At 35.4% G+C, this 25,933-nt stretch carries 20 protein-coding genes; 5 read left to right on the top strand and 15 right to left on the bottom strand.

The annotated features are described in order from the left end of the window. Positions 1-165: 165 nt before the first annotated feature. The 13 genes from bioA to C8P67_RS20415 all read right to left on the bottom strand — a co-directional run bounded on the left by bioA (position 166) and on the right by C8P67_RS20415 (position 17,080). Complete coding sequence (gene bioA, locus C8P67_RS20475) at positions 166-1,437, bottom strand: adenosylmethionine--8-amino-7-oxononanoate transaminase (protein ID WP_115815058.1); 1,272 nt, start codon at positions 1,435-1,437, stop codon at positions 166-168. Positions 1,438-1,520: 83 nt separating this feature from the next. Continuing rightward, positions 1,521-2,138 (bottom strand): dethiobiotin synthase, encoded by a 618-nt coding sequence (gene bioD, locus C8P67_RS20470; protein WP_115815057.1) that lies wholly within the window; start codon positions 2,136-2,138, stop codon positions 1,521-1,523. A gap of 46 nt (positions 2,139-2,184) precedes the next feature. Next, positions 2,185-2,586: a GxxExxY protein gene (locus C8P67_RS20465; RefSeq protein WP_115815056.1), complete on the bottom strand. Its 402-nt coding sequence runs from the start codon at positions 2,584-2,586 to the stop codon at positions 2,185-2,187. A 104-nt stretch (positions 2,587-2,690) separates the two neighbouring features. Continuing rightward, entirely contained in the window at positions 2,691-3,842 is a 1,152-nt protein-coding gene (locus tag C8P67_RS20460) for an aminotransferase class I/II-fold pyridoxal phosphate-dependent enzyme (RefSeq protein ID WP_115815055.1), read from the bottom strand. Positions 3,843-3,898: 56 nt separating this feature from the next. Continuing rightward, on the bottom strand, positions 3,899-4,651 hold the full coding sequence (locus tag C8P67_RS20455; RefSeq protein ID WP_115815054.1) for a porin family protein: 753 nt from the start codon (positions 4,649-4,651) through the stop codon (positions 3,899-3,901). A gap of 48 nt (positions 4,652-4,699) precedes the next feature. Continuing rightward, on the bottom strand, positions 4,700-5,827 hold the full coding sequence (locus tag C8P67_RS20450) for a hypothetical protein (protein ID WP_115815053.1): 1,128 nt from the start codon (positions 5,825-5,827) through the stop codon (positions 4,700-4,702). A 144-nt stretch (positions 5,828-5,971) separates the two neighbouring features. After that, complete coding sequence (locus C8P67_RS20445) at positions 5,972-6,256, bottom strand: F0F1 ATP synthase subunit epsilon (protein ID WP_115815052.1); 285 nt, start codon at positions 6,254-6,256, stop codon at positions 5,972-5,974. Positions 6,257-6,331: 75 nt separating this feature from the next. Further along, positions 6,332-7,840: a F0F1 ATP synthase subunit beta gene (atpD, locus tag C8P67_RS20440; protein WP_115815051.1), complete on the bottom strand. Its 1,509-nt coding sequence runs from the start codon at positions 7,838-7,840 to the stop codon at positions 6,332-6,334. A 257-nt stretch (positions 7,841-8,097) separates the two neighbouring features. Further along, positions 8,098-9,588 carry an SGNH/GDSL hydrolase family protein gene (locus C8P67_RS20435; RefSeq protein ID WP_115815050.1) on the bottom strand — a complete coding sequence of 497 codons (1,491 nt, stop codon included), beginning with the start codon at positions 9,586-9,588 and terminating at the stop codon, positions 8,098-8,100. A 35-nt stretch (positions 9,589-9,623) separates the two neighbouring features. Next, complete coding sequence (locus tag C8P67_RS20430; RefSeq protein WP_115815049.1) at positions 9,624-12,479, bottom strand: carboxypeptidase-like regulatory domain-containing protein; 2,856 nt, start codon at positions 12,477-12,479, stop codon at positions 9,624-9,626. A gap of 309 nt (positions 12,480-12,788) precedes the next feature. Beyond that, entirely contained in the window at positions 12,789-14,636 is a 1,848-nt protein-coding gene (gene glmS, locus C8P67_RS20425; protein ID WP_115815048.1) for a glutamine--fructose-6-phosphate transaminase (isomerizing), read from the bottom strand. Positions 14,637-14,644: 8 nt separating this feature from the next. Further along, positions 14,645-16,252, bottom strand: coding sequence for a DUF4270 domain-containing protein (locus tag C8P67_RS20420; protein ID WP_115815047.1), 1,608 nt, complete (start codon positions 16,250-16,252; stop codon positions 14,645-14,647). 21 nt (positions 16,253-16,273) lie between these two features. After that, complete coding sequence (locus C8P67_RS20415; protein WP_115815046.1) at positions 16,274-17,080, bottom strand: glycogen/starch synthase; 807 nt, start codon at positions 17,078-17,080, stop codon at positions 16,274-16,276. Between the two features lie 107 nt (positions 17,081-17,187). Here C8P67_RS20415 and panC point away from each other — a divergent pair, with 107 nt between their 5' ends. The 5 genes from panC (at position 17,188) to C8P67_RS20390 (ending at position 23,186) form a co-directional block, all read left to right on the top strand. After that, complete coding sequence (gene panC / locus C8P67_RS20410; RefSeq protein ID WP_115815045.1) at positions 17,188-18,036, top strand: pantoate--beta-alanine ligase; 849 nt, start codon at positions 17,188-17,190, stop codon at positions 18,034-18,036. Positions 18,037-18,041: 5 nt separating this feature from the next. After that, positions 18,042-18,392: an aspartate 1-decarboxylase gene (gene panD, locus C8P67_RS20405; protein ID WP_115815044.1), complete on the top strand. Its 351-nt coding sequence runs from the start codon at positions 18,042-18,044 to the stop codon at positions 18,390-18,392. An 82-nt stretch (positions 18,393-18,474) separates the two neighbouring features. Continuing rightward, entirely contained in the window at positions 18,475-19,740 is a 1,266-nt protein-coding gene (locus C8P67_RS20400; protein ID WP_115815043.1) for an alpha/beta hydrolase, read from the top strand. A gap of 2 nt (positions 19,741-19,742) precedes the next feature. Then, complete coding sequence (radA, locus tag C8P67_RS20395) at positions 19,743-21,104, top strand: DNA repair protein RadA (RefSeq protein WP_115815042.1); 1,362 nt, start codon at positions 19,743-19,745, stop codon at positions 21,102-21,104. A 120-nt stretch (positions 21,105-21,224) separates the two neighbouring features. Further along, a complete protein-coding gene (locus C8P67_RS20390; RefSeq protein ID WP_115815041.1) occupies positions 21,225-23,186 on the top strand; it encodes a transglycosylase domain-containing protein in 1,962 nt (653 codons plus the stop codon). Positions 23,187-23,280: 94 nt separating this feature from the next. Here the strand turns inward: C8P67_RS20390 and C8P67_RS20385 are convergent, their stop codons facing one another. Together C8P67_RS20385 and C8P67_RS20380 are read right to left on the bottom strand one after the other, a co-directional pair. Beyond that, positions 23,281-24,027 carry a LytR/AlgR family response regulator transcription factor gene (locus C8P67_RS20385; RefSeq protein WP_115815040.1) on the bottom strand — a complete coding sequence of 249 codons (747 nt, stop codon included), beginning with the start codon at positions 24,025-24,027 and terminating at the stop codon, positions 23,281-23,283. After that, positions 24,024-25,865 carry a tetratricopeptide repeat-containing sensor histidine kinase gene (locus C8P67_RS20380; protein ID WP_245980552.1) on the bottom strand — a complete coding sequence of 614 codons (1,842 nt, stop codon included), beginning with the start codon at positions 25,863-25,865 and terminating at the stop codon, positions 24,024-24,026. The genes C8P67_RS20385 and C8P67_RS20380 overlap by 4 nt, the downstream gene beginning before the upstream one ends. Positions 25,866-25,933 lie beyond the last annotated feature (68 nt).

Genomic DNA, 25,933 nt, shown 5'->3' with positions numbered 1-25,933 from the left:
CACTAATCACTAAGATAAAACAAATTTTATTGTCTTAATCACCTATTTGCGTTGAGATGCACTGCAGTGCATCTTTACAAAAGATATTATCTAAAAAAACTAACTGTTTTATTTCATAACAACTGCAAATTATCCGTAAAATCTGTTTAATCCGCATAGTCATAACTAAACAATTTCCAAAGCTTTCTCTGCCACTTCATACACTTTTTGCAATTGTACATCGGTAATCACATAAGGTGGCAGAATGTAAACAATATTTCCAACAGGGCGAAGAATCACGCCATTTTCAATAAAAAAATCATAAAGTCTATTTCGTAAAGTACCGTAATAGCTTGCCGAAGTTTCTGTTTTTATCTCTAATGCAAAAATAACACCCAGCACCCTAGCAGTAGTAACCATCGGATGTTTTTCAATTCTTTTTTTAAATTCCAAATGGTTTTGATTAATACGAATTAAATTCTGCTGCATTTCATCCGTTTCCAACAAAGTCAAACTGGCCAAAGCAGCAGCACAGCCTGTTGGATTAGCCGTAAAAGTGTGTCCGTGAAATAATGCCTTATTAATGTCTTCGTCATAAAAAGCATCAAAAAGGTCTTGAGTAAAAGTTGTAATCGCCATCGGAATAGTTCCTCCCGTCAAAGCTTTAGACAAACACATCATATCCGGCTTTTCTTTTAAATAATCACAAGCAAATGTTTTACCTGTTTTCCCAAAACCCGTCATCACTTCATCGGCAATCGTAAGCACCTTATTTTCCCGACAGATCTGAATTAAAGTATCCAAAGCTTCGGGTTTATACATCACCATTCCAGCCGCTCCCTGAACCAATGGCTCAAAAATAAATCCTGCACAATTATGATTTTGAATAACGTTTTTCAAAGTATCGAAACTTTCTTGTTCCCGGCCTTCTACCGGCACAGGAATACGAACCACATCAATAAACATTCCCTGAAATGCCTGCGTATAAAATGAAATACCGCTCGCAGCCATCGCGGCAAAAGTATCTCCATGAAAAGCATTTTCGAAAGCAATAATCGTTGTTCTCTTTTCGCCTTTATTGTAAAAATTCTGCAGAGCCACTTTAATAGCCACTTCAACTGATGTCGAGCCATTATCCGAAAAAAATACTTTCTTTTGATTGGTTGGCAAAATAGCCAAAAGCTTTTCGGCCAGAACTATTGCAGGCTCATGGGTAAAACCGCCAAACAAAACATGTTCCAATGTTGTCAATTGCTTGTAAATCGCATCGGCAATAAACTTGTTGGAATGACCATAAGGATTGACCCACCAAGAGGCGATTGCGTCCACATATTCTTTATTATTTTCGTCCCAAAGCAAAGCACCCTCTCCTTTGGTTATAGCAATTGGCAAAGCTGCGGTTTTGTGCTGTGTATAAGGATGCCAAAGATACTGGCTGTCTTTTTCGATTAAATTCATTGGATTTTAGATTGCTGTTCCGAAAAACAATCGTTGATTTTTATTATTGATATTGCCATTGAAATTGATTTTTGAAATTGCTATTAAAGTTTCAATAATTCCTCTCTAAACCTGTCTGCATATTCCTTGATAACATTTTGGTCAAAATACGGTTCCTGCTCGATTCTACCGATGCATTTAAGACCCGTTTTATTCAAAATAATCAATTCAGTTGCTTTATTTTCATCTCCCGAAAAAATAATTCCTCTAATCGCTATTTTACGATTAAGCAAGGATTCAATTGTCAGTAGCGTATGATTGATACTTCCCAGATAATGTCTTGAAACGACAATCACTTTATAATCGGGCTGAATCAAATCAATCACGCAATCCGTATCATTCAGAGGTACAAAAACACCTCCAGCTCCTTCAACAACCAAATGATTTTCCGTCTTTGGCTCAGTTATCTGCTTCAAATCAATAGTGATTCGGTCTAATTCTGCAGCAAGGTGCGGGCTGGCTGGAGTATTTAGCAGATAACTGTTTGGGTGGATTACCGTTTTGGTATTGGAAACAAACGATTTTACTTTATTACTGTCGGAATTATCTAAATCGCCAGCCTGAACTGGTTTCCAGTAATCAGCTTCAAGAGCTTCGACAATAATGGATGAGGCAATGGTTTTGCCAACATCGGTAGAAATTCCTGTAATGAATAGTTTCATAGTAATAGAACACAGATTAAACAAATCGAACAAATTTAAACGGATTTTAAAATTGTTCTCTTAATTTTTTTCGGTCGTTTGTATAAATAAGTCTTTTGAATTCTGGTTCAGTTCCAAAATTTAATAACATTCCAATCTCTACTTTGGTTGCTTTTAGATAATTTAATAATTGTGCCTGATGTTCGTCCATCAAACATTCGCAAGCTTTGAGTTCTAAAGTTATAGAGTCATCAACTATTATATCCGCAAAATACTCTCCAACGATTTGGCTTTTATAATATACTTTGATTTGCTTTTGAGCTTCTACCTTAAATCCTTTAGATTTTAATTCTAAATACATTGCGTTTTGATATACTTTCTCCAAAAAGCCATAACCTAATTCATTATAAACTTCATAATAAGCTTTCAAAATTGAATCACTTAAACTTTTATGTAAAAAATTTGCCATAATAATTTTCTAAAATTATATTCATACCTATTTAAAATTTGTGCAAATCAGTTCAATCCGTTTAATCTGTGTTCCAATTTAAACAATATCCGCATCATCCGTTGCTAAAAAACAAGGGCACCTAACAACGTCAATACTTGCGTCATTTCCTCCTTGCTGTTATAATTATGCAGACAAAAGCGCAATCGCTCCTGTCCTTCTGGAACTGTAGGCGAAAGTATCGCTTTGACATCAAATCCATTTTGCTGAAGAGCAGCAGCAATACCTTTCACCTTTTCATTTCCGGGAATAATGACACTTTGAATAGCCGATTTGCTGCGAATGAAAAGCGGATTCAAATACAGCATTTTTTTTACCTGATTAAAAAAGACAATGTTTTCTTTTAACGATTCAAGTGCCTTTTTATCTTTTTCTAAATGCTGGTAGCCAACTAAAATAGTAGCAACCGAATGCGGAGAAAGCCCAGTAGTATAAATAAAACTTCGGGAGAAATTTACGAGATATGATTTCAATTCATCCGAACCTAAAACCACTGCGCCATGACAGCCCAGACCTTTGCCGAAAGTCATTATTCGGGCAAATATTTTTTCCTGCAAATGCAAATATTGGATTAGTCCTTCTCCTTTTTCACCAAAAACTCCCAAAGCATGTGCTTCATCAACTACTAAATAACAATTATGTTTTTCCGAGAGGGCAACCAGTTCTTCCATATTCGGGCAATCGCCATCCATCGAAAAAACAGTTTCGGTTGCGATATAAATAGTTGTCGGTTGTTGGTTACTGGTTGTTGGTTTTAAAATCAATCTTTCCAAATCCTCAAAATCATTGTGTTTGAATTTATAAGACTTGGCATTCGACAATTGAATTCCGTCACGAATAGAAGCATGACACAATTCATCGTATAAAATCAAATCACCCTTTTGGGGAACGGCACTAAAAAAACCAACATTAGCATCATAACCCGAATTAAAAAGCAATGCCGACTCCGATTGATGAAATTTCGCAATAAAATCTTCAGTTTCGGAATACAATTTATGATTACCAGAAATCAGCCTGGATCCGCTTGCTCCGTTGCTTTTTATTTTATGATCCAATAAAAATTGATGCGTCGCATCAAAAATAACTTCCGATTTTGAAAAACCAATATAATCATTCGAAGAAAAATCGATTAAATGTTTCGGTTGCGGTAACACTCGCAATGATTTATTTTGTCTTCTGTTTTCGAGTTTATCGGCAAGATTTTTTGGAAAATTCATAAAAGCAAAGTTATAAAAATCAATTGTAACTATCCAATAATTACTCTTTACTGAAGCTAATTAGGCAACGTTTCTTTACTTTCTAATGCTTTCTTTTCAGCCGCTCTTTTAGCCGCTTTACCCTTTCCAATAGGCAATCCTGCAGTAACATATAAAGAACGATTGTACTGAATAGGACTGTTATCTCCTTTTAAAAGTGGTACTAGTCCATAGTAGTACTGCAAGCCAAGGTTCATGCCATATTTTCCAGTTTTCAACCGATAGCCAGCTCCAAATGTCAAACCAGCATCGATTACATGAATTTTATCGCGTATGTTATTTTTATATTCCACATCTTCTCCATTATAATCTTGACTAAAAATATCAACCGCTCTTGATAATAATCCTAATTGAGTACCAGCCTTTACATAGATATTATTATCAAACTTATACTTAATCATCAACGGAACATTAAAATAACTAATTTTTCTGCTCACAGAACCATCGGAAAATGTGGCATCTAAATTAGCATCATTTAGGCTATAAACAGGCAATCCTTCGGCTCCCATAGAAGATTTAACAATAACTCCGGTATTGAAAATCCAGGAAGGGTTTTTCAAATTAAAATCAAAATAAAAACCTAGATTAAAATCAGTTCTATAGTCGGCTCCTGTCTGGTTACTAATAGTAGAAAAATTGGCACCGCCCTCCAAACCGAATTCTATATTCGGCGAATTCAGTTTATCTCCAAAAATAAGTGACATTAAAACCTGAGATTGAGCCTCCTGAAAACAAAAAAACACTACAAGTAATGATAAAAGTCTTTTCATCTGCTAATTTATTTGTTTTCTATATATCAATTTCATTATACTGCCCAATTATAGCCCAAAACGGTACTGAAGACTTGTCATAAACTGGGTACGGCTTCCAAGGAAACCAGCTTCGGCGCGCAGCATAAAGTGTCTGTTGTATTGATATTGGGTTCCTATAATAAAATTCCACATATCCTTTGGAGCTTTCTCCAATGAATATTGCACTGTAGATGTTTCTAACGTACTTAGCGCACCATCAATTCCATTCAATAAATTACCAGCTTTATCAAGAGCATTATTAGCCGTTTCATATTTGGCTTTATTAGATGGTTTTGCTTGTTCAGCATTAGACAATCCGCTCCACCATGTATCAACCTGAGCTTGTTTTTCATCTACTTTTGTTACTGCCTGATCTACTTTGTCCTGAGCTTGCCCCGCATTTGGAAATAAATCTTTTATAGCTAATGAACCATTTGTTCCGCTTTTTAAATGAACCCTAAAAGCTCCTGTCCAAAACGCAATGTTACTATCCGGCTTATTAAATTTAATTGTTTTTCCTAATCTGGGTCCAAAAATAAAACTCATAGCGGGCTTATCAAGAGCATCAACATCTGTCCAGGCTACGTTCATATCAAGAGCAAGCCAGCCTCCGCCGATACCAATAGTAGGAGTCATACCTAATCCAAAAGTAGTAGCATTAAATTCGGCTTTAGTTCCAAAATCCATTACATTAGTCCAATTATTATCAGCATCAGGAACCCAAATACCAGCATTAATTGTCGTTGATGTACTTGCTTTACCTAAAATACCGTAGACATTCAAAAATGGAAACAGCCAAATATCCGGTCGAACATTAACTGCAGATGCTGTTACATACGAATCCGTAAAACGAACAATCTGATCTAAATTATATTGAGGTCCATTATTAAAACCAACTTCGAGATTATCAATAATAATGTCTGATTTCTGCCAAAAATAATTTACCGAGACTCCCGCAGAATAAGGCAAATGAAATCCTTTTTTAGTTGCTTTTTCTCCCCATATTGGCAAAGCATACGGATAGGGTTCTTCCTTGATGCTATCTAACAGGGCTTCGTTTTTCTTGCCAACTATTTTATTACTGTAAACTTGTGCAAAAACATTAACACTCGTCATTAATAAAAAAAGAAGAACTAAAAGGAATTTATTTCTCATTGCAAATTATTTATAAGTTTTTGAATCACAATGTAAAGTTAAAAAAAAATACAGCCAAACCAATTTTATAAGAAATTTAAAATTAATTATAAAAAAAATGCCCAGCCAAAGCCGAGCATTTTAATTTATTAAACCTGAATTGTCTTAGTCTGCTAAAACAATTACTTTATTGTCTTTTAACTCAAGAGTTCCAGAGGCAATTTCTAAAGTATAATTTTGATCATTTACTTTGTTAAACAAACCTGCTGTTTCTTCATTTAATTCAAAGTTTCCAGCAGTAGTAATATTAATAGTTCCTTTTTGCAATAATGAAACTATTGGCGCGTGGTTATTCAGCATTTGAAAACGGCCATCTACTCCAGGTACAGAGATAGAAGAGATTTCTCCTGAAAATAATTTCGCTTCTGGTGATACTATTTCTAAAATCATAATTTTTTAGTTAGTAGTTGATGGTTGATGGTTGGTGGTTGTTTTAACAACTGACAACTAACAACTGACAACCAATTAAGCTTCTGCCAACATTTTTTCTCCAGCCTCGATAGCTTCTTCAATAGTACCTTTAAGGTTGAAAGCTGATTCTGGCAAGTGATCTAATTCACCGTCAATAATCATATTAAATCCTTTGATAGTATCTTTGATATCTACTAAAACTCCTTTCAAACCTGTAAATTGTTCAGCAACGTGGAAAGGCTGCGACAAGAAACGTTGTACACGTCTAGCTCTTGAAACCGCTAATTTATCATCTTCTGATAACTCTTCCATACCAAGAATCGCGATGATATCCTGCAATTGTTTGTATTTTTGAAGAATTTCTTTTACTCTTTGTGCACAGTCATAGTGCTCGTTTCCGATAATGTGAGGTGCTAAAATTCTTGAAGTAGAATCCAAAGGATCCACCGCAGGATAAATACCTAACTCAGCAATTTTACGAGACAATACTGTAGTAGCATCAAGGTGAGCAAATGTTGTAGCCGGAGCCGGGTCAGTTAAGTCATCCGCAGGAACGTAAACCGCTTGCACAGATGTAATAGAACCCTTATTTGTAGATGTAATACGCTCTTGCATTGCTCCCATCTCAGTTGCCAATGTTGGTTGGTAACCTACCGCAGATGGCATACGACCCAAAAGAGCCGAAACCTCAGAACCTGCTTGTGTAAAACGGAAGATATTATCAACGAAGAATAACACGTCTTTTCCTTGGTCAGAACCTGCTCCATCACGGAAATACTCAGCGATAGACAATCCAGAAAGTGCCACACGAGCACGAGCTCCTGGAGGCTCATTCATTTGTCCGAAAACGAAAGTAGCTTTAGACTCTCTCATTCCTGGTAAATCTACTTTAGATAAATCCCATCCTCCATTTTCCATAGAGTGCATGAAATCTTCTCCATATTTTATAATTCCTGACTCTAACATCTCACGAAGTAAGTCATTCCCTTCACGTGTTCTTTCACCTACTCCTGCGAATACAGAAAGTCCACCGTGACCTTTTGCAATATTGTTAATCAACTCCTGAATCAATACTGTTTTACCAACTCCAGCACCACCAAATAATCCAATTTTACCCCCTTTTGAGTAAGGCTCTATCAAATCGATTACTTTAATACCCGTAAATAAAACTTCAGAAGATGTAGATAAATCTTCAAATTTTGGTGCTTGCTTGTGGATTGGAGTTCCGCTTTCACCTGTTTTTGCTAAAGCTGGCAAACCGTCAATAGCATCTCCAATTACGTTAAACAAACGACCGTAAACATCGGCACCGATTGGCATTTGGATAGGATTTCCTGTTCCAACAACTTCATAACCTCTGCTCAAACCATCTGTTGAGTCCATCGAAATGGTACGAACAGTGTTTTCTCCGATGTGAGACTGCACTTCAAGTACTAATAACGTACCGTCTTTTTTAGTGATTTCTAATGAATCATAAATTTTTGGAAGTTCAACTTCTCCGTTGAAAACTACATCGACTACTGGTCCAATGATTTGGGCAACTTTTCCTATTACTTTTGACATTGCTTATGTATTTATTAAATAGCTATTTAGGTTTATGAAATACAGCCCATCCAAACTCCTCAAATGGATACTTTTTTCAGAGTGCAAAGATAATTTTTTAAAATATAAAATCAATATTTTTTTTATAAAAAAAGCTAAATTTTTATTGAATTGATTATTAAGCTGTTTCAAACTATTAAAACACCTCATTAATGCCCAAAAAACAAAAAAACCACCACGTGATAAACGGGTGGTTTTTAACACTAATAAAATTAGGATTATTGTATAGTGACTGGAAATAAAGTCTGATACTGTGCCAAATCTACCGTCCTCAATGTTGCACCATATTTAGTATTGATTGCATTTATAAAAAGGTTTGCAATATAAGCATACCCTCTTGGCGTAGGATGCACTCCATCAAGCGAAAAAGCCCCGCCTGTTACATATGAAGAAGTCATTTGGAAATTCCCAAAACGAACACCTGCAGATGAAGATAACTGCGTCAATGCGGCTTTTGTATCAACAAATGCCAATCCTTTTGATTTAGCAATTGCATCTATTGTTACATTATAAGCATCGGTAGCATCTTTGACTTCTTTAACTTCATCTTTTGTAAGCACCCATTGATCTGCTAAAGGAACCGAAACTCCATTAACTTTTGTTGGATCTCCGCCAATTGTAGTTCCTATAAAACTTCTAGCGGTTAATACAACTAAATCTTCTTTGGTTACTTGTCTGTATGACGGAAGACCATACGCAGACAAATTCGTCAAATAACTATCAACAATAACAACCGCATTATTACCTGCAGCGAATTTTATTGTTCTTTTTGCAGCCTCTTCCTCAGTAAGCAATGTGTTTTTTACCATAAGCTGCAATCCTCCATTATATTGAGCATAACCCGCATTCAATTGCGCTGCCGCCGCTTCGGATAAAGGAACAGGATTATAAGGAACTGTTGTAAAGTATGGCAAAGCTGTTACATAAGGTAAATTACCCACTACACCCTTAGCCCCATTAGCTGTTAAATTAGTAACCAAAGCATTATACACATTAGCAAAAACGTTTGGATCCGTTATATCATTTCCTCCATAAGTAGAAGGATCTAAATTCCCTGTTTGATTTACTCCAACACCTCCTGAAGTCGCATATCCTAAAACATCATTTCCTCCAATAAACAAGGAAAAAAAAGTTGGAGTCTGTACTAGTGCATCAGCCAAAACTGTTGTTGTTGCTGATACCGCAAAACGCGCATAATATGGATTCGCTTTACCTGCAGCCACAAAAGCTACATTTCCATAACCAGGTGCCACTAAATGATAACTTTTAGCTCCAGGAATTCCCAAATTATTAAAAGGCCCCGCTAAATGCGCAGTCACTTCGGTAGTTGGAACACCCGAAACAGGGGTTATTATTGGAGATCCAGTCGGCGAAAATCCAAAAAGCGCCAATCTGCTGCCTGCAATTACATTTCCGCCCAATAATAATCCTCCAGTATTATCTGCCATCATAGGAATTGCAAAAGCACCGCCTCCGGCTTGAGCAAATTGCTGTGCTAAAATTGAAGGATAGGATGTTTCCTGAGCCGCTTTAAAAAGAGCGCTATCACTATAACCCGCTGCAAAAGAATCGCCCAGCGCAACATATTTTGCAAAAGAAGCCGAACCTGAAGCAATCGGCACTTCTACTACTGCATCTTCATCATCATTATTATTACATGCCACAAAGCTTAAAGAAACTAACAGCAGCCATTTAAAATTTTTTATCATACCTATATTTTTAAGTTTTTGACTTGTCTTTTTAATTATGGATTAATTGTTACTGACGCAAACCATTGCTGTCCAATTGAACCCGCTCCTATTACTTGGATATAATCATCTCCCCCAATATTAGTTCCCCCAACTTTGAACAATAATTTATACTGCGGAAGAGCATAATTAATCTGTGCATCAAAGACAGTTGTTGATGGAATCATGCCGTCTGCAAAAGAAGACTGCCATAAATACTCTGAGTTCCATCTTACATTAGTATTGAATCCGAAATTTTTAAACAATCTGGTATTTCCCAATGATGCTTTTACTCTATGCTTAGGAGTATTAAATCCAGTTACAAAACCAGGATCTTCCGACTGATCAAAATTCAATTGAGAATAATTGTAATTAGCTCCCAATTCAAAATTCTTATACACTTTTTTAGACAATCCGATACCGAAGCCTAATGAAGAAACATCAGCAGTTGTATTGGAATACACTTGATAAATTCTTCTATCACCTCTACTTAATGCAGCAACCGGGCTTAATGGATCTAGTGGATTAAATGCTGCGTTTACATCACCATAATAAACTCCAGCTACTCTTGAAGTATTCAAGAAATGATTGTACTGATTATAATATCCATTAATATCTACTGAAAAATCATTGTTAATAATAGTTCTATATCCTAACTCATAAGCTTTTACTTCTTCAGGACGAACTAATTGAACATTTGCCACTTTCAACAAAGCTACCGCATTTGCCCGCTCCGTTTCATTAGCCGCAACAGCATAAGCCTCACTAAAATCCTTAACTGAAGTTAAAGTATACGATTTATTGTAAGCATCATTTCCATTCATAACAACAGTTGGAGTAGCTGGTCTACCAGCCAATATATAAGCAGCTTGGCCCGCCGCACTAACATTTAAAGTCTCAGAAAAGCGAACTAAATTCTCTGGCGCAGAACCAATTAAGGCAAACGGCCCTAAATCAAGTCCTATATATTGATCCTGTGTGGTTGGATTTCTAAACCCTGTTTGATATGAAGCTCTGAAATTATGTGTTTTTTGAGCACCCGCAGAATACACAAGAGAAACTCTTGGAGAAACATTCCCGTCAAAATTTTGGCTTTTATCATAACGTATTGACGCAACCAGTTTTAAGCGGTCTTCCAAAAACAGTTTGGACCCCTGAGTGTAAACTCCGTATTCATTGTAACGAATCGGTCCGTCATAATCAGTAAAGATTGAACCGCTGGAATTCATTTCATACTGACGGGCAGACCCTCCTACCTGAATTTCAGCAAACTTAATTAAGTCTTTAAAGTTATAATTTACATCAGAATGATATATTTTTGACTGATCTGTAAATTTAGCACCCTTAGTAAAATCAGGATTGTCTTTAATAGCATTCAGCGCAGATGTAAACTCAGGACTTCCTGGCTCAAAACGAGGTTTTCCTGTAGGCGGAGTTGCAAATTGAGGCAGCGAAGCCAGCTCAGCAGGCAGTCTGTTATAATCAGCATATTCACGAGCAGTAACTGCAGATTCTATTGCATTGGTTCCCATTACCGCACCTGCTAACTGAAAAGCGGTAGCATAATTAGTAAACCATTCCGTATCTGATTTTGCAGCTCTCTGCACATTCCAACCTGCAAAACGCATGTCATAAGAATTTCCAGCATCTTCAGATGTACGATATGCTCTAGCGAAAAAATTCTTTCCTTTAATTTCAATTTTTGTCTGACTCATCAGGAAATCATTCAAAGCATATCTGTTAGCACCCTGATAAATTGTATTTCCAATCCCTACTTTATACTGCAGCATGATTTCAGTCTCATTAGCCCAAGGCCTAAAATGCAGAGAGAAATCAGCCTTAACGCTATTCACTTTATTGTCGTTCAAATCTTTCTCACGATATCCTGTTCTGCTTACCTGTCCAACATTAGGAATAGAAGTGGTGACTTCATCGCCATAAATATTTAGCCCGTCATAATTTTGATTTTCAGCATGACCGATAGAACCTCCCGTCATACTTCTTCTATCATCAGCTATCCATTCGGTAGCTTTCATATAATTAAAGTTGGCTTTTACAGCAAAATATTTATTAAAAGCTGTTGCAGCTCTAATTCCCATATCAAAATAGTCATTGGTACCAGCAACATCCTGAGACGTCTGTCCATATTTTACATAAGAGCTGATTCCTTGGTGAACAAATGGATTTTTACTATTCATAAATAAAATTCCATTAAACGCATTAGCTCCATATAAAGCAGAAGACGCTCCAGGCAAAAGCTCAACGCTCGCTACATCAATATCAGAAAGACCAATTAAATTACCTAACACAAAGTTCAGTGCCGGAGATGAATTATCCATCCCGTCTACTAACTGCATAAAACGAGTATTCCCTACAGCAGCAAAACCTCTTGTATTTACTGTTTTAAAAGAAATACTGCTGGTATTAAACTGCACTTCTTTTAAATTTTCTAAACCATCATAGAAAGTCGGAGCTGTTGTACTTTTCACCTGCTGAATCCCCATTCTCTCAATTGTAACAGGCGACTGAAGCACTCTCTCAGGTGCTCTAGAAGCAGAAACCACAATCTCGTTTAATTTTGTCTCTTCTGAATTCAATTTAACCACAATTTTTTGGCTTAGTGACTCAACAGTAATATCTGAAGAACTAAAGCCAACAGCGGTAATTTCAAGAGAAAAAGGAGGCGTTTGCTTAGTAATTAAAACAAATGAACCATCATAATCCGTAATCGTCCCTTCCTTTACTCCAGCCACATTAATATTAGCACCAGGTATTGGCTGATTTTTTTCATCTGTGACCACTCCTTTGATAGAATTTTGGGCGAAAGTTATACTGCAAAAGAACAACGCTAAAAAAAGTAAATACAATCTCATATTGGTTAAGTTTCATGATTAATGTTGCCAAATTACATATATTTTTTAATTATCCATAAAAAAAACAAAATTAAATTTTGTTATTACCAACAAAAAGGCAATATATGTAATAATAATATATTTTCATTAATTACAGATTTAATAATAAAACTATAAATAAATCACATAATTTATTATGCATACATAGCAATTTGGCAATTATATTAAATTTATCATAAAAATTTACAACGTTTTCGTAATGAGAAAAAAGCACAAAAAAAAGCGAGAATCAATCTCGCTTTTAAAAAAATAGACAACTATATCTCTTAATTATTCAACCGTAACCGATTTAGCTAAATTTCTAGGCTGATCGACATTACACCCTCTCATTACAGCAATATGGTAAGAAAGGAGCTGTAATGGTATTGTAGTAATTAACGGTGATAAAGCATCTGATGTTTCCGGAATTTCAATAACATAGTCCGCTAATTCACGAACTTGTGTATCTCCTCTGGTAACAACAGCGATTATTTTACCGCTTCTTGATTTAATTTCTTGAATATTACTAACAATTTTATCATAATGCCCTTGTTTTGGAGCAATTACAATAACAGGCATTAATTCATCAATTAATGCAATTGGTCCGTGTTTCATTTCAGCAGCAGGATATCCTTCAGCATGTATATACGAAATCTCTTTAAGCTTTAAAGCGCCTTCAAGTGCTACAGGAAAGTTGTAACCGCGCCCCAAATACAAACAATTAGGCGCATCTTTGAAAACTGCAGCAATTTCCATTGCTTTAGGATTTGTTTCCAACGCTTCTTTCACTTTCTCAGGAATGATTTCTAGTTCCTGCAGATAAGTATGAAAATCAGAATGAGTCAAAGTACCTTTAGCTTTAGCTAAACGTAAAGCCAGCATCGTTAAAACAGTAATTTGAGTTGTAAATGCCTTTGTAGATGCTACACCTATTTCAGGTCCAGCATGAGTGTAAGCACCAGCATGTGATTCTCTGGAAATAGAAGAACCTACAACATTACAAACACCAAACACAAATGCTCCATGCTCTTTCGCCAATTTTATAGCCGCCATGGTGTCTGCCGTTTCACCAGATTGTGAAATTGCAATTACAACATCTTTACTGTTAATAATTGGATTTCTATATCTAAATTCAGATGCATATTCAACTTCGACAGGAATTCTTGCAAACTCTTCAATAACATATTCAGCAACCAAACCAGCATGCCATGAAGTACCACAGGCTACAATTATAATTCTGTCAGCATTTAAAAATTTCTCAATATTATCTTCAACTCCCGCTAGCTGCACTATACCTTCATTAGCATGCAATCTTCCTCGGTAAGTATCTTTAATCACACTTGGCTGTTCGTAAATTTCTTTCAGCATGAAATGATCGTAACCTCCTTTTTCAATCTGTTCCAAGTTCATTTGAAGCTCCTGAATATAAGGATCAACAATTGAATCGTCTTTAATTTTACGAACTTTCATTGTTTTATGCAATCTGATATTTGCCATCTCTCCATCTTCAAGATACACTGCATTAGGAGTATATTCAATAAATGGAGAAGCATCAGAAGCAATAAAATATTCCCCTTCACCAATTCCAATTGCCAATGGACTTCCAAGTCTTGCCGCTACAATTTCATTAGGATTTTTTTTGTCAAAAACTGCAATTGCATAAGCACCTACTACTTGGTTTAATGCTACCTGAACAGCCTTACCTAATTTTAATTTCTCGTTTTTTTGGACTTCTTCAATAAGATTAATTAAAACTTCAGAATCAGTATCCGAAGTAAAAGTATACCCTCTCTTTATAAGCTCTACTTTCAAAGGAGCGTAGTTCTCAATTATACCATTATGAATAATCACTAAATCTCCAGAATTAGAAACATGAGGATGCGAATTTACATCATTTGGAACTCCATGCGTAGCCCAACGAGTATGCCCAATTCCAATAGAACCATTTAAAGTAATCTCATTTTGAGCTTTAATTTCAAGATCAGAAACTTTACCTTTAGTTTTTGATAATTTTACAGCTTCACCATCATACAGCATAACACCAGCACTATCATACCCACGATACTCTAATCGCTTAAGCCCTTTTATAACAATAGGATAAGCTTCTCTATGACCAATATATCCAACAATTCCACACATAGTTTTTCTTAATTAGTTTTAGTATAATAAATTTCAAGCTTCAATCTTTTATTTTCATCAGTACTGGTACTTCCATGAAAAATAGTCCCTAAAGGACTCATAACAGAAGATTCTGGAAAGAAATAAGCATTTTGTTCCTCTGTTTTAAGATTTGTCCATGTTGCATAAGCAGGAGCCTCTTTTATTTTTTTAAATGTAACATTTGAAATCACTTGCGCAATAGAAACACCTAATTTGAAATTTACATTATCATCTTTTATAAGACCTCTTACATAATCCGTAATACTAAACCTGTATTTAAGGCCACGGTCAGCTGCATCTTTCTCTAAAACTGCCGCAGCAAGTATTTTACGATTCTTTATGTCATACAAAAACATTTTGCTTGGCTCAGTGGTGACTTTTTTCATTAGCGTTTGATCTACATAAAAAGTCAAACTAGCGTCATTAACTAACCATCCTTTTTCCTTAATATAATCTAATTCGTCCGGTATATCATTACTTTTCCCAAGTTCTATTTTTTGCGTATTACTATTATAGGTTACCTTATCAACTGCAGGATTAAACAGATCAATTGTAGCAACACTTCCTTCTCCTCCTCTTACATACAATCTATCCGCTTTTGGACTTGAGTAAGAATCTGGTTCTGTACTAGGTTCGTTATTTAACAAATTTACAGTATTTCCAGTAAGATTTAAAGTAATTGATTTTTCCACAGTCAATGTAGGATCTGTTGCAAGTGCTTTTTCTTTGTACTTTACTACAATAGTTCCTTTTTTGAAATTCATTACAGCTAATACGCCTTCTACATCATTTTTTTCGACGCTAAAATACAATCCTTTGAAATATTGCTCAAATTGAGAGTTACTAGCTAAACTATAACCATTTGATGTTTTATCAAATAACAGTTTCTGAAAAAAAACTTTGTCCAAAGTTAATCGCATACCTGGAGCTGTATATGTAGTCGTCGCTGCACTAGTTGTTGTAGCTGGAACAGAATCAGCATATTCTTTTTCACTAAAAACAAAATCATTATTTTGATAAAGCAAGTCTCCTTTTTTTTCGCTAAAAAAGGTGTTTTGATTGGTATAATATAATTGAGGATAATTTATATCAGAAAGAGGGGCTCCAGGTTCAGTATTTAAGTTTCCTAATAAAAATTCATTTTCATAAATTTTTAACTTAATTTTTGAGGCTTTGTTGCCATAAATAGAGTCCAGTGTATACACAGGTCTACCTTCCTTATCGGTACTTACGGAAGGTTTTGTAAAATAGGGAATATATAATGTTACACTTACAATATCTTGACCTAAATCAGGATTTATGACTGGATTTACACTAGTCGACTCCAACTGAACTTGAGTAGCAAAATTAGCAGTTGTTTGACCAAATACTGTATTATCTAATATCCCTAAAGCATTTACAGCTAAATTATTAGAAGCAATCCCGCCTGTCTTTTTCCAAGCTGATTGAACCGTACTCGAACTATCTTTAACAATATCAAAATTTCCACCTACTATTAAATCCGAGCCTACAACACTAAATTCTTTATCACATGAATTAAAAAGAACTATAAAAAAAAGAAAAGAGATTATTTTAAAAAAAGAATTTTTAAGCATATTTATTCGTAAAAAATTGATTTATAACAACATATTTTGGTAGAATTCCGTGTAAGCGCCCGCAAATTCATCCTTAAATTTCAAAGGTAAAAAAGGTTTACCTGAAGATTCTATAAATTTTGTTAAACTTGGAGAGAGAGCATCAGAGGCAATGATTACTGCATCCGAATTGCGGACAGTTGCCTTCATTATATTTTCATAATTCGGCAATTCCAATTCAGAAATAGCCTCATCTGGAATACCGTCAAAACGAACTTTGTTAATCATTTCAGCATCTAATGTTCCGTCAAAAGACTGACTGTAAACAGAAGTGACAATTTTAGTGTCCGAAAACAACGCTTCATTTTTATAAAAATGCTTCATATAAACTGGCAGCATAGCAGCCATCCATCCATGAACATGAATAATATCCGGAACCCAGTTTAATTTTTTAACAGTCTCAACAACTCCTTTTGCAAAAAAGATAGCACGCTCGTCATTATCAGGATACATCAAACCTTCTTCATCTGCAAACGTGGCCTTTCGTTTAAAATATTCTTCATTATCAATAAAATAAACCTGAATTCTTTCTTTTGGAATTGAAGCTACTTTGATAATAAGAGGCATGTCTAAATCATTTACCACCAAATTCATTCCAGAAAGCCTTATTACTTCATGTAACTGGTGTCTTCTCTCGTTAATATTTCCATACCTTGGCATAAAAATTCTAATTTGCCCTCCTTGATCATTAATCATTTTTGGTACGTCATAAGACATTAATGAAACCTCATTTTCAGCGAGATAAGGTACAACTTCAGATGATACATATAATATCCTCTTATCTTTCATAATATAAATTGATTAATTATTGGCAACAAAAACCACGCAAAATTACAAAAATTTATGCAGTTATAGACTAAAATATTAAGTTTGCACCTAATTTAAACAAAACGGCCATGCAGATTTTCGATGGAAAAACAGCTTTAATGGATTATTTACGTTCAATAAAGACTACAAATTCTTCAATTGGATTTGTTCCAACAATGGGTGCTCTGCACAAAGGACATCAGTCGTTAATGAAGCAGTCTGTACAGGAAAATGGGATAACTGTTGTAAGTATTTTTGTAAATCCGACACAATTTAACAATCCAGAAGATTTAGAAAAATACCCTCGTACTCTAGATCAAGATATAATAAAAATCTCTCAAATAAATCCAGATATTATTGTTTTTGCACCAACGGTCGAAGATATATATGAAGGAAAAACGCTTTCTCAATCTTTTGATTTTGACGGTTTAGAAAATAAAATGGAAGGAAAATTCAGACCCGGACATTTTGACGGAGTCGGAACGATTGTAAAAAAACTTTTTGAAATTGTGCAGCCAACAAATGCTTATTTTGGAGAGAAAGATTTTCAGCAAGTGCAGATTGTTAAAAAAATGGTCGAGAAAAGCCATTTGCCTGTGACAATCATTATGTGTCCTATTTTAAGAGAAACCAACAACTTAGCTATGAGTTCTCGAAATGAACGCTTAACTTTGCAAGATCGAATGGATGCAGGCATCATTTATGAAATACTAACGGGAGCCAAAGAGAAATTCGCAAATAGCAGTGTGAAAGAAACAACTCAATGGGTTGAAAACGAATTTAATAAAAACAAAAAATTCACTTTAGAATACTTTGAAATTGCAGATGAAGATACTCTTACCACCTGTGATATAAAAATTAAGAACAAAAAATACCGAGCGTTTATTGCTGTGTTTATCAGCAACGTACGCTTAATAGACACTATTTCATTAAATTAAACACCATGCAGATTCAAGTTGTTAAATCAAAAATTCACCGTGTAAAAGTTACAGGAGCCGACTTAAATTACATCGGAAGCATCACTATAGACGAAGCCCTATTAGAAGCATCAAATATTATAGAAGGGGAAAAAGTATCAATTGTAAATATTAATAATGGAGAACGTTTTGACACTTATGCAATCATCGGAGAAAAAAATTCAGGAATAATTACCCTAAATGGTCCAGCTGCCAGAAAAGTACAAAAAGACGATATAATTATTATCATTTCATATGCGACACTGGACTTTGAAGAAGCAAAAACATTCAAACCCTGGATTGTTTTCCCAAATGAAGAAGATAATTCTTTGACATAATAATTTTACAATTTATCGTTCTTTACTACACCGAATAATTGTTTATCTTGCTGCTCAATTACACAAAATAACTCCAAATTATATGAAACATCTATTTACAGCATTTCTTATCTTTTTTTCTGTTTCTTGTTTTGCACAAGTAAAAACAATCAGTTTTAACTCTGAAAAAATAAAAGAAAAAAGAGATTTGTATGTTTCGTTACCAGCTTCATATGAAAAAAACAAAGCCAAACACTACCCTTTACTACTTGTATTGGATGGGGATTATTTAATGAATCCTTTTACGGGTGCATTAAATTATGGTTCTTATTGGGATGAACTGCCAGAAGTAATTATTGTAGGGATCAGCCAAAACAAAAATGACCAAAGAACTATTGACTGCGGAGTAGATACTGTAACAGGGGTTCCTTACGGAAAAAGTGTAGACTTCTTCGATTTTATTTCTCTAGAGCTTATTCCTATGATTCAAAAGGAATATAGAACCACCAATTTTAAAATAATTGCAGGTCATGATACTACAGCATCTTTTTTAAATTTCTTCCTATATCAAGACAAACCTTTATTTAATGCCTATATCTCATTAAGTCCTGAATTGCCTGTAGAAATGGAAGACAAACTGCCAGAATTGGCAGCTGAAGCCAAATTACCTGTTTTTTATTATTTATCTGCTGCCGATGGAGATGAAAAAAAGATGCAGCAAAGAATTAAAAAACTTGATGCCGGCATGAAAGCCATTCAAAACCCTGACTTAAATTACAAATTTGAATATTTTAATCAAGCTTCTCATTATTCATTGGTTTTGAATTCCATTCCATCAGCATTATATCAAATTTTCTCAGCAATACAGCCCATATCAGTTCAGGAATACAATACCAAAATTGTAACTCTAAAAGAGGGCTATGTTGAATATTTAAAGAAAAAATATGATATAATTGAAAATTCATTTGGAATTAAAAACCCAATACGAATCAATGATTTTAAAGCTATTGAAGCTGCAATTCTGGAAAACAAAGACTATAACGAACTCGATGCTTTGGCTATTCTTGCAGATAAAAGTTATCCGAAAAGCATGCTGGGAGATTATGAATTAGCAATTATGTTCGAAAAAAAAGGCGACAATCCAAGAGCTGTACGTTATTATATGTCAGGATTCAACAAAGAAGAAATTGCTGACCTAACCAAAGACATGATGTTTGCCAAAGCTGAAGAATTGAAAAAAACCTTTGCAAAAAAACCAAAAATAAAAGGCAAAGTAGGCCAAGACACTTCTACAGATGTACAGACGGATGTTCCTGCAGCAGACCCCGCTCCTACAGACACTCCAGCTGCAGAAGAACCAAAACAATAAAAATGGCCAAAGTAAAAACAACTTTTTTTTGCCAGAATTGCGGTGCTCAATATGCCAAATGGCAGGGTCAGTGCAATTCCTGCAAAGAATGGAATACTATTGCCGAAGAAATTATTCAAAAACAGGAAAAAGTCGCTTGGAAAAGTGAGCCTTCAACAACTAGCAAAGCTCCGAAACCTTTACGAATAAACGAAATTGACAGCGCCGAAGAAATTCGTCTGGACACTACCGACAATGAATTAAACAGAGTTCTGGGAGGAGGAATTGTTCCTGGTTCTTTAATTCTTCTGGGAGGAGAACCTGGTATTGGAAAAAGTACATTACTATTACAGATTTCATTAAAATTACCTTATAAAACGCTTTATGTTTCTGGTGAAGAAAGTCAAAAGCAGATTAAGATGCGTGCCGAACGTATTACTCCAGATGGAGATAATTGCTACATTCTTACCGAAACGAAAACTCAGAATATCTTCAAACAGATTGAAACTATTCAGCCCGAAATTGTCATAATCGACTCTATTCAGACATTACATACTGATTACATTGAATCTACTGCCGGAAGTATTTCTCAAATACGGGAAACCACCGCAGAGCTAATTAAATTTGCCAAAGAAACCAATATTCCAGTTATTTTAATTGGTCACATCACCAAAGACGGAACCATCGCAGGACCAAAAATACTGGAACACATGGTCGATACCGTTTTGCAATTTGAAGGGGACCGCAACCACGTTTACCGTATTTTGCGTTCACTAAAAAACCGTTTTGGTTCCACTGCCGAAATTGGAATTTACGAAATGCTCGGAAGCGGACTACGTGAAGTTTCCAATCCATCCGAGATATTGATTTCGCATAAAGATGAAGAATTATCAGGAACCGCCATTGCAACCACACTCGAAGGCATGCGACCATTGATGATCGAAATACAATCCCTCGTAAGCACCGCAGTTTACGGAACACCGCAGCGAAGCACCACGGGATATAATGCAAAAAGGCTGAATATGATTTTGGCTGTTTTAGAAAAAAGAGCCGGTTTTAGACTTGGTGCAAAAGATGTTTTCCTGAATGTAACTGGAGGAATTTCTGTAGATGATCCTGCTATAGATTTGGCAGTTGTTGCTGCAATTTTATCATCTAATGAAGATATTCCAGTCGAAAAAGGTTTTTGTTTTGCCGGCGAAGTTGGCCTTTCTGGAGAAATAAGGCCTGTGAATCGTGTCGATCAGCGTATTCAGGAAGCTGAAAAATTAGGATTTTCAACTATTTTTGTATCTAAATACAATAAAATTGCGTTGAAAAATACTGGAATCAAAATTCAATTGGTAGCTAAAATTGAAGATGTAGCCAGCCAATTATTTGGATAAAACCAAAATGTACAGATCAATAACTCAATTAATAAGTTTAACAATGATTTCACAGACTTACACTCATTTATTTGTGTAAATTTGAAATCTCTGTAAAAAAATTTCCATTTCCATTCAAACATGAGAACTAACAAACAAAAGTTATTTTTAGCTTCCAAAATACTTGGAATCATTATCGCCATACTCTTAATTGGCTTTCTCATGTTTAGAGATGAACTTTTGGACCAAGCCATCGACAAAGCTTCAGCCACAATGAAACTGGACTACAACAGCGATTTTGCAATAAAAAAAGCATCATTTGATGGAGTTTCAGGAATAGAATTGAATGAAATCACACTTGCTCCGCACAATTTAGACACAATTTTTAAAATCCAAAGAATAAAGACAAGTGTGAATTTATGGAAATTACTCCTTGGAGATGTTCAGCTAGGTACTCTAGAAATTAAAAATGGTTATGTTCAATTGACAAAAAAAGGAAAAATCAGAAACTTTGGTGCCTTTTTGAAAAAAGATAAAAACGAACCAAAAAGCGATAATAAAAGAGATTATGCTGCATTCGCTTACCGCATAATATCCAAAGTACTCAATCTTGTACCCACAGATATGACACTTGAAAATTTAGTTTTCAAAATTGACGATAATGGCAAAAAAGCAACAGTAAATTTCAAAAAATTAACTTTGTTTGAAACCAAATTAGAATCAGCTATTGAGGTAAAAACTAATTCATTTGCACAAAGATGGAGAATCAACGGAATCGCCGACCCTAGAAACAAGAAAGGAGATCTGCGATTTTTCAATATTGATACTGGAGCCATAAAAGTTCCTTATTTCGATGAGCGCTACAATCTAAAAATGAGTTTTGACTCTATTCGATTCAATATTCAAAATATTGACAAGAGCGGTGGCGAACTACACTTAGACGGATACAGTTCTATTGCGAACTTAAAAATAAATCATAAAAAAATTGCAGATAAAGATGTTATCATCAAAAATGCGAGATTCGATTACCGTTTCTTATTGGGTTCCGACTTTATTTCTATTGACAGCAGTTCTACATTTCAATTTAATAAAATCAAATTACACCCTTATCTATCTTATAACACCGAAGAAGATACTGTTTATAAACTAAAAGTTGGCATTCCAAAAATGAAAGCCCAAGACTTTATAAGTTCTCTTCCTGACGGGTTATTCACCCATTTTCAAGGAATGGAAGCCACTGGAAACTTTGATTATAAATTGAATTTTATGTTCAATAAAAACAAGCCAAACAAGATCGTTTTTACGAGTGATATCAAAAAAGACAACCTAAAAATAACCAAATACGGAAATGTAAATCTGGCTAAATTAAACAGTGAATTTACCTATCGCGCCATTGAAAACGGAAAACTTCAGCGTCCAGTTTTTGTAGGTGCAAGCAATCCTTATTACACGCCTTTGGACCAAATCTCACCTTATCTTCAGAAATGCGTTTTAACTTCCGAAGATCCATCTTTTATGTCCCATCACGGTTTTATAAACGAAGCTTTCAAACAGTCTATCGTTAAAAACATACGTACCAAAAAATTCTCCCGCGGTGCGAGTACAATAAGCATGCAGCTGGTAAAAAATGTATTTCTTACCCGAGAAAAAACACTGTCAAGAAAGCTGGAGGAAATCCTGTTGGTTTACATCATAGAAAACAACAGAATCACGAGCAAACAGCGTATGCTTGAGGTTTATTTCAACGTTATAGAATGGGGACCAAATGTATATGGAATTGGCGAAGCGGCCGAATTCTATTTCCAAAAAAGACCTGCCGATCTGAATGTCCGCGAATGTCTATTCTTAGCGACAATAATTCCGAAACCAAAAAAATTCATGTGGCAGTTTGATCAGGAAGGACTTCAGAAATCCTATGCTACCAAGCATCAGGCGTTCCTGAGAAATCTGATGTTCCGCCGTGGTTTATTGGTTCCTGAAGACACTATTGGTCTGTCAGCTCCTATAACGCTTACCGGACGTGCTCACTCATTTTTAAATATTAAAATAAAGGACACAACTGTAATCGACTCAACAGCTACTATAGAAGAGTTTGATTTTTAAACTTTACCGCAAGGTTCGCAAAGGAAGCGCTATGAACACAAAGCTTTGCGAACATAGCGGATTTTACCTTGTGCCCTTTGCGGTTAAATAATCCCTATTTAAAATTCCTCAAAAAATCCTCTTTATAAGTCGGGGAAACCTCAATTTCGGTCGAATCGTTCAGCGTAATAATACCGCCTTTATTATACGATTTCACAAAATTCAGATTGATGATATGGGATTTGTGCACACGGATGAAAGGCAATGGCAAAATTTCAGAGAAATGCTTTAAAAAACGGCACGCCATCTTTTTACTTCCGTTATGGAGATACAAATCGGTGAAATTGCCGTTACCGCGAAGCCGAACTATTTCCTCCATTTTTACGACTTCAAAACCTTCCAGTGTCGGCAGAATAACTTGTTGTTTTTCGGGTTTGGATTCCTTGAAATTTTCAATAATAATCTTGTTTCTATTAAAAATTTCATGATTCAGGATTTGATGATGCACTTTGTTTACCGCAACAATCAATTCTTCAATGCTTATAGGTTTCAGCAGATAATAGGCAGCACTTTGGTTCAGGGCTTTAAGCGAATATTCCGAAAAGGCAGTTACAAAAATAGTTTCAAAATGCAAATCTTTACAGGCTTCCAGAACATCAAAAGCATTTCCGAAAGGCATTTCTACATCCAGAAAAACCAATTGTGGCTGTAATTCGTGCAACAGCGGAACGGCTTCTTTTATATTTTGGGCTTCGCCAATAACCTCTACCTGCGGGCAGTATTTACCCAAATAATTTTTGAGCACTTCACGCGCCGTCAACTCATCTTCGACTATAACGCTTTTTATCTTCTGAAAATTCATCGTATTTTATCAATTAATGGACAGCTAATTTCAACAATCGTTCCTCTTTCCGGTACTGTTTTTTCAAAAATAATGAAAGAAATATGCTGTTTGTACAGTTCATTCAGCAGACTGATACGTTCTTTCGTATTGCTCATTCCTCGTGATTCGTGCACTTTTTGATTGGCCGTTTTCAGCTCCTGACTTTTGGCAAGACCAATGCCGTTATCCTCAATCCGAATCACCACTTTTCCGCTGATTAACTCCACTTTTAGCAACAGCAGTCCTTTGGTATCCAAATAACGTAAACCGTGCCAAATGGCGTTCTCCAAATGCGGTTGCATTATCATATTCGGAACCATCGTCCTTTCGGCATCCAATTCCGGATCAACACTAATTTTAAAATCAAATTTATCCTGAAAACGCAAATGTTCCAGTTCCAAATATTTCTTCAATTGCTCCAATTCGTTATCCAGTGAAACAAAATCCTTGTTGGAATTCTCCATTGTATTTCGCATCAGCGTAGAATACGAAGTCAGGTATTTATTGGCTTCCAGCTCTTTATTCTCGGAAATAAACTGATTGACGCTATTAAGACTGTTGAAAATAAAATGTGGATTCATTTCGCGACGCAACGATTGCAAAGCGATTTCCTTATTCTTAGTTTTAATAGCAAAAAATGATTTTACAATCCATACAAAAAACAGTAATAGCAACCCTATTGAACCCAATAGAAAATAATTAAAAGTGTTTTTCCTTGAAATCAGCTCGTCTTTCAGCGACTTTTCTTTTTCCAACTGGCGAATTTTATCTTCACTCACCTGAAATGTTTTGGCATCAATCAAAGTCGTGTCCGAATGAATTAACTGGTCGAAATTCTGAACAAATTGATCGTATAAAGCCAAACTCTCCTTATTGTTTCCTTTTTTATTATAATACTGCGTTAATGCCGTCAGACTTGTTTTCGCTTCGGCCGAATTACCTTTTTGCAGTGCTAAGGCAAATGCTTCCTTTAAGGCATCAACAGCTTTGTTTGGTTCTTCCTTTTGAAAATAAAGCCCCGAAAGCGACTGCAATTGCTTGATTTGAGTAGTGAAATCCTGTTTGGTTTTGGCATCCGCCAAAAGCTTTTCGCTAATCCCGATTGCCTTGTCAAACTGATTGTCCGAAGCGTATACTTTGGCAATTTCATTATTAATTTTGATGATCTTCGCCGGCTTCCCTTTCGCGTAAGCGAGCGCCTGATTGTAACTTTCTATCGCAACTTCCTTCTTTTTTTGTTGAAGCGAATTTTCGGCCTTCTTCACATAAGCATCCGAAACCTCATCACTTTTTTTCTCCTTTTTCAGCAATTCAATATTCGAATTCACATAACTTTCCTGAGCCACCGGACTCGCAGACGATCGCAGACGATTGGCATCATTAGTATTAATCTTTTCGAGACTTTTATCTTCGGCCATCGATCCGGCAACTTCATAATTACTAATCGCCGACTTATAATCCTTCTGTGATTCTTGCACTTTGGCAAGGCTTCTGGTGACACGGGTTTTGTCATCGGTCAGTTTTAGTTTGGTGTAGCTCGCCAGCGCTTTTTTAAAATATTCCTCGGCCTTGGCATTATCCCCTTTTCCGAGAAACTCATTGGCCAGTTTTTCATAATTCGAAGCGATATTCGATTCATTATTTTCATCCAAAGATTTAGATAATTCGTCAGCAACTACACTAATTTTAGCTTTGCTACTTTTAGCGTTATTTTTTTTTTCAATTTTTTCTATAGAAGGAGACTGCGCAATTATTTCATGAGGAAATAAAAACGCTAAAAAGAGCAGAGCAAAAACAATTAATAAATTATGTTTCACAAACAAATATTTAGAAAGTGTAAAGTAAGTTAATTTTTAATTCCAAAACTATAGCTTTTACCAAGTCA

The organism is Flavobacterium aquicola (assembly GCF_003385115.1).
Taxonomy (GTDB): Bacteria; Bacteroidota; Bacteroidia; order Flavobacteriales; family Flavobacteriaceae; genus Flavobacterium; species Flavobacterium aquicola.
This window is presented reverse-complemented; position numbering and strand designations above follow the sequence as displayed.